The 14,356-nt window shown below is 67.0% G+C and carries 5 protein-coding genes; 2 read left to right on the top strand and 3 right to left on the bottom strand.

Annotation, left to right across the window (positions count from 1 at the left end):
• Genes QTI66_RS19160 through hemC form a run of 3 tightly spaced genes read right to left on the bottom strand, consistent with a single transcriptional unit; the run spans window position 1 to window position 2,812 of the window.
• Window positions 1-1,083 carry a uroporphyrinogen-III C-methyltransferase gene (locus tag QTI66_RS19160; protein WP_286561416.1) on the bottom strand — a complete coding sequence of 361 codons (1,083 nt, stop codon included), beginning with the start codon at window positions 1,081-1,083 and terminating at the stop codon, window positions 1-3.
• Complete coding sequence (locus QTI66_RS19155; protein ID WP_286561415.1) at window positions 1,080-1,850, bottom strand: uroporphyrinogen-III synthase; 771 nt, start codon at window positions 1,848-1,850, stop codon at window positions 1,080-1,082. Before QTI66_RS19155 ends, QTI66_RS19160 begins: the two co-directional genes overlap by 4 nt.
• On the bottom strand, window positions 1,847-2,812 hold the full coding sequence (gene hemC, locus QTI66_RS19150) for a hydroxymethylbilane synthase (protein WP_286561414.1): 966 nt from the start codon (window positions 2,810-2,812) through the stop codon (window positions 1,847-1,849). Before hemC ends, QTI66_RS19155 begins: the two co-directional genes overlap by 4 nt.
• 38 nt (window positions 2,813-2,850) lie before the next feature.
• Here hemC and ppc point away from each other — a divergent pair, with 38 nt between their 5' ends.
• Window positions 2,851-5,709: a phosphoenolpyruvate carboxylase gene (ppc, locus tag QTI66_RS19145; protein WP_286561413.1), complete on the top strand. Its 2,859-nt coding sequence runs from the start codon at window positions 2,851-2,853 to the stop codon at window positions 5,707-5,709.
• 388 nt (window positions 5,710-6,097) lie between these two features.
• The gene (locus QTI66_RS19140) at window positions 6,098-14,305 is read left to right on the top strand and encodes a glycoside hydrolase family 94 protein (protein ID WP_286561412.1); all 8,208 of its coding nucleotides are present in this window, start codon (window positions 6,098-6,100) and stop codon (window positions 14,303-14,305) included.
• Window positions 14,306-14,356 lie beyond the last annotated feature (51 nt).

Here is a 14,356-nt window from a genome sequence, read left to right as displayed (position 1 = left end):
CTATCGCCCCGCCGCGGCGGTCGCGAGAGCCGCCAAGGTGTCGTCGGCGCGCGGCGGCTCGGCCTCCTTGACCTGCGCCTGCAACTGCTGCAGCAGCGTGGCCGCCGCCTGTGTACGGCGCGAGGCGGGATCGAAATATTTGTTCAGCGCGGCGGAAACTGCAGTCAGCTCGCTGCGCACCCGGTCCGGCTGGCGAGACAGCAGTGCCAGGCGGGCATTCATCAACCGGAGCTTGAGGTTCTCCCGCAGGAAGAAGATCTGCTCGGGCGCCACCAGCACCGCTTCAGGAGCGTCGATGCGCCCCACACGCACCAGCGAGCGCGCTTCCTGCCGAACCGCGGCCACGATCCGTTCCCACCACGGCGCATCGGCCGGAAGGGTGTCGCTGGGCCACAGGGTTGAACCGCCCCGTGCACCCACAGCATTGAGTGCTGGCAAGTCATCGACCGAGCGAATCAGCTCATCGAGTTTCTGAAGCGCGTCCGCACTGTCGTTGCTGGCGGTGGAGCGGATGCGGTCGGCATCGCGTTGAAGCGCGCGCTGCAAGGGAGCCAGCCGCGGCTGCGCAGCCCGTGCAACGCGTTGCTCGCCAGCCTTGAGCGCTGAAAGCAAGGGCTCGGTGCTGCCGGAGGCCTGCGCCTGTTGCAGCCCAAGGCGCACGGCGGAATCGATGTCCACCACCAGGTTCTCGTCGCGCGAACGCGACAGGCTCTGGATGAGTTCTTCGAGTTGGGTGCGTTGCAGCGCCAGTTCGGAAACACGCGTTTCGTTCACGGCGACGCGCGCTGCGGCGTCGCGCACCGTTTCGCTCGCCTGACGTGCGAGGGTGCGCGCCTCGCCGGCTTGCGCCAACGCGTCTGCGCTCTGGCGCGCCAACTGCTCCTGCATGCCATCGACCTTCTGCCAGAGTGCGATGACCATGAAGAGCGCGATCAATGCGGCGACAGCCAACCCGCCGAGAATCATTCGCGATGCTGTTGAAGGCATTGCATGGGCCGCCGGCGCCGCAGCCATCGGCACAGGGAGCGGGGGGCGCTCGGCCGGATCCTGCAGGACTTCGTCAGACGTGGAGGCGACACTCATCCAAGGGATTCTATCGACGCGGACAGCGCGTCAACGTCAGCGTTGGATGTACGCACCACGCCAAAGCCCGCGTCGGTGGCCGCGCGTGCAATGCGCGCGTGGGTCGCCACGGCCAGCGCAGACCCCCAATGCGCTTGCGGCAACATCTGCAACAAGTTGGCGACGGCTCGCGAACTGCTGAAAAGCCAGACCGAGCCATCGCTGCAGGCGGCCTGCGCCAACTGGCGCTGCGCACTTGTCCAGGCCGCCGGGCGCCGTCGGTAGGCGACGACCGTGTCATGCTGGGCGCCCGCCGCCTGGATCTGGTCCGCCAGCCATTCGCGGCCTTCGGCGCGGCCCAGCTCATCACCGCCGCGCACGATCAGCACGCGGGTTGCCGTGCCCACTTGGGGTCGCACGATGTCCCAAAGCGCTTCCGAATCGAATTGGGGAGCGCGACTGTCCGGCACGTCGATGGACGATTCGGGCACGCCTTCGGCCCGCAAGGCACTGGCGGTGCCGGGACCGGTCGCCCAGAAGCGCGGGCGCGCGATCAAGCCCGGGGGCGCTGCCGCAAAGAAATGCTGGACGGCGGCCGCGCTGACGAACATCAGCGCGTCGTAGTCGCCGCCCCGCTGCGCGACGGACCGGATCGCGCCCGGATCCTCGAGCGCCACCGTCTCCAGCAGTGGCAATGACACGGCGTCTAAGCCACGGCTTCGCAATGCATCGACCCAGCGCGTCGCTTCGCGGGCGGGCCGTGTCACCAGCACGCGGCGCGGTGTCATCCGGCGGCTTGCGCGCCGGCCTGGCGCAAGGCCTGCGCCGCCTGCTCGCCCAGCGTCGCGGCGCGGTCCAGATCGCGTGCGTCACCCTGCACCTGCACGCGCACCAGAGGCGAGGCGCCTTCCATGTCGCCCCATGCGGCATCGACTCGCAGGGTGCCGTCGGGTTGCCAGCGTGCGTGGGCGGCCAGCGGCATGGAGCAACTGCCGCCCATCGCACGGCTGACAGCGCGCTCGGCGGCGGTGGCCAGCCAGTCGGGCTGCGAGACCAGCGGCGCGAGCACTTCGATCAAATCGGCGCGGTCGGCCCTCACTTCGATGCCCAAGGCGCCCTGCCCTGCCGCGGGCAACATGGCATCGGGTTCAAAGGTCGTGCGGATGCGGCTTTCCAGCCCCAGGCGCTTCAGCCCGGCCGCCGCCAGCACGATGGCGTCGTACTGTCCTTCGTCGAGCTTGCGAAGCCGGGTGTCCAGGTTGCCGCGCAAGGGTTCGATGCGCAGGTCGGGCCGCATCGCACGCAGCAGCACCATGCGGCGCAGGCTCGACGTGCCGACCACCGCACCCTGCGGCAGGTCGGCCAGTTGCGAATAGCGGGGGGATACCAGCGCGTCGCGCGGATCCTCGCGCTCCATCACGCAGGCCAGCGCAAAACCGGCCGGCAGGTCCATCGGCACGTCCTTGAGGGAATGCACCGCGATGTCGGCGCGGCCTTCCTCGATGGCAAGCTCCAGCTCCTTGACGAAGAGGCCCTTGCCGCCGACCTTGCTCAGCGAGCGGTCCAGGATCTGGTCGCCTCGCGTGGTCATGCCCAGCAGCGTCACCGCGTGGCCGTGCGCTTCAAGAAGGGATTGAACGTGTTGGGCTTGCCACATGGCCAGCCGACTTTCGCGCGTCGCGATCACGATGTGAGTCAAAGCGTGTCTCCGCCGCTGTAAAAAACTGCGTCCGATGCTAGCATGCTGCATCGCAGCAACCCGCCGGCGAGGAAGAGGACAACAGCGCAGTGAAAAACACCAAGACCCCTGCTTCTCCCAAGCGTCGAAAGAACGCAGACCACGACGATCAACCCCTGATCGAGGACATCCGCCTGCTGGGGCGGATCCTCGGCAACGTCATTCGGGAGCAGGAGGGCGAAGCCACCTTCGAGCTCGTCGAGAAGATACGAACATTGTCGGTCTCGTTCCGCCGCGATGAAGACCACTCCGCCGACCGGGCACTGAAGAACCTGCTCAAGACATTGAGCGCCGCCGAGACGGTGCGCGTGATTCGCGCCTTCACCTATTTCAGCCATCTCGCCAATCTCGCGGAAGACCGCCACCAGATTCGCCGCCGCTCGGACGCGGATCGCGCCGGCGAAAGCGCCGAGGGCAGCCTGGACGTGGCACTGGCGCGCATCCGAAAGGCAGGCGTGTCAATCGACAAGGTGGTGGAGACGCTGGCGCACAGCTACGTCTCGCCCGTGCTCACGGCGCACCCGACGGAAGTGCAGCGCAAGAGCATCCTGGACGCCGAGCGCGGCATCGGCCAGCTGCTTGTGACGCGAGACGACATCCTGCTGCGACAACAGGCCTACGCGAGCCGCCCTGCCGCCAAGAAAGATGCCCTCACACCAGTGCAGTTGGAAGAGAACGAAGTGCAGCTGCGCACCCGCGTCACGCAGCTCTGGCAAACACGCCTTCTGCGCTTTTCCAAGCTCACCGTGGCCGACGAGGTCGAGAACGCCCTGAGCTACTACGAGGCCACCTTCCTGCGCGAGATCCCCCGCGTCTACGCCGATCTGGAGCGCGCACTGGGCCACGACGGCATCGCGCCCTTCCTGCGCATGGGCCAATGGATCGGCGGCGACCGCGACGGCAACCCGAACGTCACGGCCGAAACCCTGCAATACGCGTTGAGACGCCAGGCCGAACTGGCCCTGCGCTACTACCTGACCGAAGTGCATTACTTGGGCGGCGAACTGTCGCTGTCGGCCTCGCTGGTGGATGTGTCGGTGGAAATGCAGTCCCTGGCCGAACGCTCGCCCGACAAGAACGAACATCGCCGCGACGAACCCTATCGCCGCGCGTTGACCGGCGTGTACGCACGGCTTGCCGCCACGCTGCACGATCTCACGGGCGGCGAAGCGGCCCGCCACGCCGTTGCGCCGCAGAACCCCTACAAGCAGGCCTCCGAGTTCCTGGCCGACCTGCGCACGATCGAAGACTCGCTGCGTGAGAAGCACGGCACCGTGCTCGTGTCTCAGCGCTTGGGCCCGCTGGTCCGCGCCGTCGAAGTGTTCGGCTTTCACCTTGCCACCATCGACCTGCGCCAAAGCTCGGACAAGCATGAGGCCGTGATTGCCGACCTGCTGGCCGCCGCACGCATCGAGCCGCAATACGCCGCGCTGCCCGAAGACGCCAAGCAGACCCTGCTGCTGCGCCTGCTCGACGAAGCCCGCCCCTTGCGCGTGCCCGACGTCGAGTACACGCCGCTCACGCGCAGCGAACTGGCGATCTTTGCCGCAGCGCGCGCAGCGCGTGCCACCTACGGCAAGGAAGCCATTCGCCACTACATCATCAGCCACACCGAGACGGTGAGCGACTTGCTGGAAGCCCTTCTGCTCCAGAAGGAAGTCGGGCTGCTGCGGGGCACGCTCGATGGCGACGCGCATTGCGACCTGATCGTGGTGCCGCTGTTCGAGACCATCGACGACCTGCGCAACGCCGCGCCGATCATGAAGGCCTTCTACGCCTTGCCCGGCATCGCGGCGCTGATCCGCCGCTCGGGCGCCGAGCAGGACGTGATGCTTGGCTACTCCGACAGCAACAAGGACGGCGGCATCTTCACCAGCAACTGGGAGCTCTATCGCAGCGGCGGTGAGCTGGTGGCGCTGTTCGACGAATTGAACCGCGACGCGCCTGAGGGCGAAGCCGTGCGCCTTCGCATGTTCCACGGCCGCGGCGGCACCGTCGGTCGCGGGGGCGGCCCCAGCTACCAGGCCATCCTTGCGCAGCCGCCCGGCACAGTGCGCGGGCAGATCCGCCTCACCGAACAGGGCGAAGTGATCGGCTCGAAATACGCCAATCGCGAAATCGGCCGGCGCAACCTTGAAACGCTGGTGGCCGCCACCCTGGAAGCCACCCTGCTGCCGCTGGCCAAGGCCGCGCCCGCGCCCTTCCTCGCCGCAGCGGACGAACTTTCGCGCGAAAGCATGGCGGCCTACCGCGAGCTCGTGTACGGCACGGCCGGCTTCGGCGACTACTTCTTCAGCTCGACGCCCATCCGCGAGATTGCGGAGCTGAACATCGGATCGCGCCCCGCGTCGCGCAACCCGAGCCATCGCATCGAGGACCTGCGTGCGGTTCCGTGGAGCTTCAGCTGGGGGCAGTGCCGACTCACGCTGCCGGGCTGGTACGGCTTTGGATCCGGTGTCACGGCCTTCCTCGACGGGGGCGGCAAAGGCGAATCCCGAAAGGAACGCCTCGCCCTGCTGCAGCGCATGTACGCGAAGTGGCCCTTCTTCAGCACACTGCTCTCGAACATGGACATGGTGCTGGCCAAGAGCGATCTGGCACTGGCCTCGCGCTATGCCGAGCTGGTGGAAGACCGCAAGCTGCGCAAGAAGGTGTTCTCCATGATCGAAGCGGAGTGGCACCGCACCTCGGATGCGCTCAACCTCATCACCGGTGCAAAGCAACGCCTGGAGGGCAACGCGGACATGCAGCGCTCGGTGCGCCATCGCTTTCCGTACATCGATCCCCTGCACCACCTGCAGGTGGAGTTGATGCGGCGCTATCGGGCCGGCGACGGCGGCGAGCGCTTGCAGCGCGGCATCCACATCTCGATCAATGGAGTCGCTGCGGGATTGCGCAACACGGGATAGCGGGCGGCGGTGTGCGTGGCCTCCTACATGAACATAGGTGCGCACGCCTTCTTTGCACGCTCGCGCGCGCGTAGGCTGGTAGGGAAGTTGAAAGTGGGTGCGAGCGTCGCATCCACGCGTTTGGCTTCCACAGGAACCCGTCGCCATGTCTTTTCCATCATCCCTCTCGCTCGGCAGAACCGCGCGCAGCGGCAGCACCCCTGATTTCGTCAGCAGCGATGTCGCTGCCCTGGCGTCGCACATGGAACGATGTGCCCAGTCCCGAGGTTCACTCTTCGCGCTCAGGCGCCATCTTCAAATGGGCCGTGCAGTGCTTGCAGGACGGCTGGTAACGGTGGCCCTCGTCAGCGGCACCGTCGTCGCCTTGGCGCTCCAGTTCGTGTAAGGCGTGAGCGCCTCCGTTCTGGACCGGTTCGACAGCCTCAGCGACTACGCTCGCCAACTTCTTTCAAGCCCTCACGCCGAACGCGAAGCGCCGATCCGCTCCGACCTGTTCGGCGCGCAACGCTTTGCCGAGCATGGCCGCAGTCTGGCCCGCGCGCAGCTGGTGCAGGAAAGGCCGACACGCGGCGAGCCGGCCTTCTTTCCGCGCGTCGAAGAAAACCTGGAGTCGCTGCGGCGGGCCTTCGACTACATCGCGCTGACCTCGCGCAGCGGGCGCTACGTGGCGCCAGCCGCGGAATGGCTGCTTGACAACTTTCACCTCATCGAGGCGCAACTCCAGCAGATCCACGAAGGCGTGCCGCGCAACTATTACCTTCGCCTGCCCAAGCTGAGCGAAGCGCCGCTGGCGGGCCTGCCACGCATCTACGGCATTGCGTGGGCCTATGTTGCGCACACCGACAGCGTGCTCAACAACGAGCTGTTCACCGCCTTTCTGGATGCCTATCAGGAAATCGATGAACTGACGCTGGGCGAGTTGTGGGCCTTTCCCACCACCTTGCGTGTGGTGCTGCTGGAAAACCTGCGCCGCGTCGCCGAGGACATCGCCGGCACCAAGGTCGCACGCGAAGTGGCCCATGCCGTCTCGGACATCGCCGGGAGCCTGTCCACGCACGACCTCGACGTGATGGGCCGCATGATGCGAAGCCGCGGCCTGCACGAGCCCTATGTGACGCAGCTCTGGCAGCGGCTCCCCGTGGAGCGCACCGAGCAGACCTCGTCGCTGGTGCGTTGGACGGAGCAGCATTGCCCCAACGGTCCGTCGCTCATCAGCGATGCGCAGACCGCCGCGGCTGCCGACAACCTGACGGTCGGCAACATCATCACGACCCTCCGCACGATCGGGCAGGTCGAGTGGTCCGAGCTGATCGAGCCCGTGAGCCGTTCGCTGCGCGTTTTGCGGCGGATTCCCAGCTTCAGCCTTGAAAGTGAAATCACCCGCCAGCAGATCACCCACGCCATGGAGCAGTTGGCAAGGAGCACGGCGAGGTCCGAACGCGAAGTGGCCGAAGCAGTGGTGCAACTGGCACAAGCGCCGGCTCCGGACACTGGAACGGATGCCCAGGCGCAGCTGACGGCCGGCTACTACCTCATCGGACCGGGCCGGCCCCGCTTGCGTGAATCCTTGCGGCCCTTGCATGCGCCTGTGCGCGCTGGTGCGGGTGCGCCGACGGATGCCGTTGCATGGCGCCTGCTCATCTACCTTGCCTGCATCGTTGGCGGCACGGTGCTGGTGCTTGCCGGCATGGCGCATGGCCTTCATACCGCGGATTGGAAGGCTTCCATCGGGAATGGCTGGATAACGGCGTGCGCGCTCGCATTGGCCGCTTGGCCGGTGTCGGAGGCGGTGATCGCCTTGATCCACCGCATCGTGGCCGAATCGGCGCGTGTGCATCCGCTGCCACGGCTGGATTTTCCGGCAGGCATCCCCGAAGACGCACGCGTGCTCGTGGTGATTCCCGCGTTGCTTGGCTCCACCGAAGTCAACGAACAGCTGGCGCATCGCCTCGAACTCCACTGGCTCGCGAATCGCGAAGCCAACGCGCAGTTCGCATTGCTGACGGATTGGCGAGACGCCGACAGCGCCAGCACACCGGACGACGACCGCCTGCTGGCCGACGCCTATCGCCGCATCGACGCGCTCAACGAGCGATACCCCGCAGGCCCTGACGCGCCCACCCGCTTCCTGCACATGCATCGCCCCCGAAGCTGGAGCGAGACCGACAGGACGTGGATGGGCTGGGAGCGCAAGCGCGGCAAGCTGGAGATGCTGCTGCGCTGGCTGGCCGTGGGCGACGCCAGCGGCTTTCTGCCCCTGAAGGCAGGCTGGCGGCTGGCCGACCGCATTCCCTATGTCGTCACGCTCGATGGCGATACCGGTCTGCCCCCCGGCATGCTGAAAGACCTGGTTTCCACGGCGGCACACCCGCTCAATGCGCCTTACGTGGATGCGTCAAGGCGCCGCGTGGTCTCCGGCTACGGCATCCTTCAACCGCACGTCGTGACACCCTTTCCGGCGCACGACGAGCGCTCCCTCTACCACTGGCTGTTCGCAGGGCAATGCGGCATCGATCCGTACAGCAGCGGTGCGTCCAACATCTACCAGGACCTTTTCGGATCCGGCTCATTCACCGGCAAGGGCCTGCTCAACGTGCGCGCCGTGCATGCCGTGCTGGATGCGCGGATGCCCGAAGGCCAGGTGCTCAGCCACGACCTGCTCGAAGGCGTCGTCGCACGATGCGCATTGATGACGGACGTGATGCTGCTGGAAGACCATCCCCACCACGCCAGCGTCGCGTCCTCGCGCGTCCATCGCTGGACGCGGGGAGACTGGCAACTGTTGCCCCTGATGCTGCAACCGCGCCGATTCGGCATCGATGGGCTCGGCCTGTGGAAGATGATCGACAACCTGCGCCGGGCCCTGGTCGCGCCGGCGTCGTGCCTGCTGATCGCGCTGGCCATCTTCGCGGACGCCGTGCCCTTGAGCTGGGCGCTGGCGACGGCTGCGGCCGCGCTTCTCCTCGGCCCGTTGCTCGGCGCGCTGGCCGGACTGGTACCGACGCGGCGCAACATCGAGTTGCGTCACTTCTTCGACATCGGCGGCGGCGAGTTGATTCGCGCGCTGGCCGGCGCCGCCTGGCAGTTCGTCCAGTTGATGGCCCAGGCCAGACTGCTGCTGGACGCGAGTGCAAGAGCGTTGTGGCGCATGACGATCAGCCGGCGCAAGCTCCTGCAATGGACGACGTCCGAGCAGGCGGCGGCGCAGGCGCGGTATGAGCTTCCCGCCTTCCTGCGGGCCGGTGCCGTTGCAAGCCTCTCGGGCATCGTCCTGGCTTGCGCTGCCGCATGGAGCCCCCATCCCTTCGCAGGCCCAGCCCTGTTCGTCGTGTGGGCGCTGGCGCCTGTGCTGGCGTGGTGGTCCAGCGACGTCACCAAGCGTGACCGCCATCGCCAGACCCTGGACGCCTCCGAGCGCGACTACCTGGAAAAGCTGGCGCACGACACCTGGCGCTTCTTCGAGTACGTCGTAGGCCCGGAGGACAACGACCTGCCGCCCGACAACCTGCAACTCGAACCACAGCCGACGATCGCCCACCGCACCTCGCCGACCAACATCGGCATGTACCTGCTGTCCGCCTGTTGCGCGCACGAGTTTGGATGGATTGACACGGCGCAGTTGCTCGCGCGACTGGAAGCGACGCTCGCCACGGTCGACCGGCTCGACAAGTTCCATGGCCATCTCTACAACTGGTACGACACGCAGACGCTTCGCATGCTCCCGCCGGCCTATGTGTCGAGCGTCGACAGCGGCAACCTCGCCGGGCATCTTCTGTGCGTGGCGCAGGCCTGTGGGCAACTTGCCAAGACCACGGCCCGCGACGACGCCCAACGCGCTGCACTGGAAGAGATGGCAAGACGCTGCGAGACCTTGTGCCACGCGATGGACTTCAGCGGCCTCTACAACCCCAAGCGCCACCTGTTCCACATCGGCCTTCGCGTGGACGACATGACGCTCGACGCGAGCTACTACGACCTGCTCTCTTCGGAATCGCGACTGCTCAGCTTCCTGGCCATCGCCAAGGGCGACGCACCACGCCGCCACTGGCCGGCGCTGGGCCGCCCTTTCCTGTCTGTCGGCTTCGAGCCGGGCCTGAAATCATGGGCGGGCTCGATGTTCGAGTACCTGATGCCCTCGCTCGTGATGCCAGAGCCGCAGCACAGCCTGCTGGACGCGGCCAACCGCGCAGCCATTCGCGAGCAGCAGGCTTTCGGCCATGCGATGTACCAGCCCTGGGGCGTTTCCGAGTCGGCCTATTTTGCGCAGGACCATTCGCTGGCGTATCAGTATTCGCCCTTCGGCGTGCCGCGTCTGGCCTTGCGGCGCACACCGCCCACGGAACGAGTCGTCGCGCCCTACGCCGCCGCCATGGCCGCGGCGCATGTACCGCACGACGTCATGTTGAACCTGCACCTGCTTCAATCGCTCGGTGCGCGTGGCGAATTCGGCTTCTTCGACGCAATCGACTTCACGATCTCGCGGCAGGCCGAAGGACAGGGCTTCAGCGTCGTGCGCAATTTCATGTCGCATCACCAGGGCATGTCGCTGGTGGCGCTGTGCAATTTGCTGTGTGACGATGCGCCCCGGCGCTGGTTCGCGTCGGCGCCGCTGGTGCAGGCCCATGAATCGCTGCTGCACGAACGCACGCCGCGCCAGATCATCGGCAGCGCCGATCCGCGCACGCCGCCCGAACCGGCGGAAGGCGAACCGCCGCCGGTCTTCCAGCCACGCGTGGTGGATCCGCTGGCGCCGGGCATGCAGCCCACGCACCTGCTCTCCAACGGCCGCTACACGGTCGCCCTGCGCGCCAACGGCGCTGGCGTGAGTCGCTGGCAATCCTCGAACGTGAGTCGCTGGCGCGACGATCCCTTGCGTGACCACTACGGCACCTTTTTCTTCGTGCACGCCGAAGGTGCCGGCGATGAAGCAGCCAGGCCCGTGTCGCTGACCGCGTTGCCCGCGCCCGGCGAGGGCTGGCACTATCGCGCCCGCTTCCTGGCCGATCAGGTTCAGTTCGACGCACGCTGCGAAGACCTGCAGGTGCGCACCACCGTCCTCATCAGCCCCGAGGACGATACCGAACTGCGCACGGTGGCCCTGCACAACACGAGCAACGCCACACGCACGCTGGAGTTGATTTCGTACTTCGAACCCGTGCTGTCGCAGCCCAAGGCGGACGAGGCGCATCCGGCGTTCACCAACCTCTTCGTCGAGACGCGATGGGAGCCGGCATGGCGCGCCCTGCTCATCACGCGCAAGCCCCGCCTGCACGGCGACGCGAGCATGGCAGTTGCGCATTTCGTGGCCTCGGTCGATGCGCACGTGCTGTCGGTCGCCTGCATGGCCGACCGGCGCGCCTTCATCGGCAGGAACCGGTCGCTGGCCGATCCGGCGCTCGACGCGCAGGCGCTGGACGGCAACGGCCAGCCCATCAACGGCCTGGACCCCATCGCGTGCCTGCGCGTGCGCCTGCAGATCGAGGCCGGCGCCACCGCACGCATCACCTTCGCCACCACCGCCGATGAACACGAAGACGGATTGCTCCCCGTCATCGACCGCTACCTGCAACCCATGCACGTGGAGCGGGCGACGCGCATGGCCGCCACGCTGGCGCAGGTGAGGCTGCGCGACCTGAGCATCGACCCGGCGCAAAACCTTGCGTTGCAGGACCTCACCACCATCCTGACCTACACATCGCCGCGCCCGATGAGCGATCGCGGCACGATCGACCTGCGGCAGATCTGGCGCTTCGGCATTTCGGGCGACAAGCCGATCGTGCTGGTGCACATCCATTCGACCACCGGCATGCGGTTGCTCAACACGCTGCTGCGCGCGCAGCCGTGGTGGGGATTCGGCGGCGTGGCCTGCGACCTGGTGGTGCTCAACAGCGAGCCCAGTTCGTACCTCATGCCCCTGCAGCGCGAGATCCAGGCGCTGCGCGACCGGGTGGCGCAGCAGGTGCAAAACAGCTTTCCGCGCAACGACTCCGCAGGCTTTTATCTCTTGCGCGACCAAGATGTCGCAGCTTCCGAAAAGGCTGCGCTGTCGGCCCTGGCGCGCGCGGTGTTCACCGCCGATGGCCGCACGCTCGAAGCGCAGGTTGCCGCCTTGCGCGATGCAGCCACGCCGCGCGCCATCGCCCAGGACGCACCCACCGTCGCATTGAACCCGCGTGGCGCATTCAAGCAGCCGCAGGCCGTGCAAGCGCAAGCCGTGCAGGCGCCAGTCGGCGATTTCGACGCCGCATCAGGTGAATTCAGCTTCACGGTCGATGCGCAGCACCGCCCTTTGCGGCCGTGGGTCAACATCATCGCCAACGCCGATTTCGGCTTTCAGGTTTCGGAGGCGGCTTCAGGCTTCACGTGGGCCGGCAACAGCCGCATGCACCAGATCACGCCATGGTCGAACGATCCGGTGCAGGACCCGGCTTTCGAGCACTACCTTCTTCAGGACCTCGATTCACGGGACTTGATCCCGTTGACGCCCGCCGCCGGCACGCGCCCGGATACCCGGCACCATGTGCGCCACGGCCAGGGCTACACGATCTTCGAATGCGAGCACGAAGGCCTGTCGCTGGAGACGACCTTCTTCGTCGACCGCGACGACCGCATGAAAGTCGTCCATGTGACCGTGCACAACCAAGGCAGCGGCCCGCGACGCCTGCGCGCCCTCGCCATGGTCGAGTGGCAGATGGGCGCCGCGCGCGGCGAACGGCGCACCGTGCACACTTGGAAGCCCGACGGCGTCCCGGCGGTCTTTGGCCAGCAACGCGAATCGAACGCGGGCTTCGGCGGCAGCACGGCCTTCGTGATGATCGCGGGCCTTCCACGGACTCCCGAGCAATGGACGTGCGACCGGGACGAATTCTTCACCCAGACCTCCGGCGGCCTTGAAGTTCCAGACGCCCTTGCACAACGCGCCGGCAGCGGACTGGATGCATGCGCCGCCATCGCAGGCGAGCTGGCCGTGATGGCCGGCGAGGTCGCCAGCTTCAGCTTCCTGCTCGGCCATGCGCCCGATGCGCAGGGCGCCATGCAACTGGCGCAGCAATGGCGCCAACGCGATGCGGGCGAATCCTTCGCGCAGGTGCGTGGCTTCTGGGACGAGCTGCTGGGGCGCGTGCAAGTGCGCACGCCCGATCCGCTGTTCGACGTGCTGGTCAACCGCTGGCTACCCTACCAGACGCTGGCCTGCCGCATCTGGTCGAAGGCCGGCTTCTACCAGGCCGGCGGCGCCTTCGGCTTTCGCGACCAGTTGCAGGACGCCATGGCCTTTGCGTTGACCGATCCGAAACGGCTGCGCGACCAGATCGTGATGAACGCGTCGCGGCAGTTTCCCGAAGGCGATGTGCAGCACTGGTGGCACATGCCGGGCGGCGCCGGAGTGCGCACGCATTTTTCGGACGACCTGCTGTGGCTTCCCTATGCCTGCGCGCACTACGTCGAGGTCAGCGGCGACACGAGCATCCTCGACGCCGCGGCCCACTTCATCGAGGGACCGCCGATTCCCGAGGGTGCAGAGGACGCGTACTACCCGCCGCAGATCAGCGAGCAGGTCGCCACGATCTACGAGCACTGCGCCCGCACAATCGACCGCAGCCTCAAAGTGGGCGCCCATGGGCTGCCGCTGATGGGCACCGGCGACTGGAACGACGGGATGAACCGCGTCGGGCACGAAGGGCGTGGGGAATCGGTGTGGCTCGGCTGGTTTCTCTGCGACGTTGTGCAACGCTTTGCGCCCATCGCGCAGGGACGCGGACAGGGCGAGCGCGCCAAGCGCTGGCTCGAAGCGCGCCAGGGCTGGGTGCTGGCCTTGCACCAGACAGGCTGGGACGGCGCCTGGTTCCGCCGCGCCTTCTTCGACAATGGCGCGCCGCTGGGCTCATCGATCAACGAGGAGTGCCGCATCGACCTGATTGCGCAGGCGTGGTCGGTCATCTCCGGTGCCTCGCGCGAGGACTTCACCGTGCCGGCCATGCGCGCTGTCAAGCAACAGTTGACAGACCACTCGGCCGGCCTGCTTCGCCTGCTGCATCCACCGCTGGCGCATTCCACCCACAATCCCGGTTACATCCAGGCCTATCCGCCCGGCGTGCGCGAGAACGGCGGCCAGTACTCCCATGGTGCCGTGTGGGCCATGATGGCGCAGGCACTGCAGGGCGACGTGCACACCGCATGGGAAAGCTTCAAGGGCCTGAGCCCCGCCCATCGCGCGGCGCATCCGCAGCGCCGCCCGGTGTACGAACTGGAGCCCTATGTCATGCCGGGCGACACCTATGGCGCGGCGCCTTACGTCGGGCGCGGCGGCTGGAGTTGGTACACGGGCTCCGCGGCCTGGCTGCAGCGCGCGGCCATCGAAACCCTGCTGGGCCTGCAGGTGCAGGGTCACAGGCTGCGGTTGACGCCGCGCGTGCCGCCGGAGTGGCCCGGTTTCGAGATCGCGCTGCGGCTCCAGGGCCGTGAGTTCTCGGTGCAGTGGTGCGGCAGCGAGACCGATGCGCGGGCGGCCGCCGTGAACGTGCGACCCGGCGAATGGATCGACTGGCAGGCGTTGGAGGACAAGGCCGTCGTGCGCGTCTCTTCCGTCAGCAGTTGAACACGAGTTCCGTTATTTATTGATAGGTTCTAAAATACGGAACTTCAACAA

Origin of the sequence: Variovorax brevis (genome assembly GCF_030317105.1) — a bacterium.
Classification (GTDB): Bacteria; Pseudomonadota; Gammaproteobacteria; order Burkholderiales; family Burkholderiaceae_C; genus Variovorax; species Variovorax brevis.
This window is presented reverse-complemented; position numbering and strand designations above follow the sequence as displayed.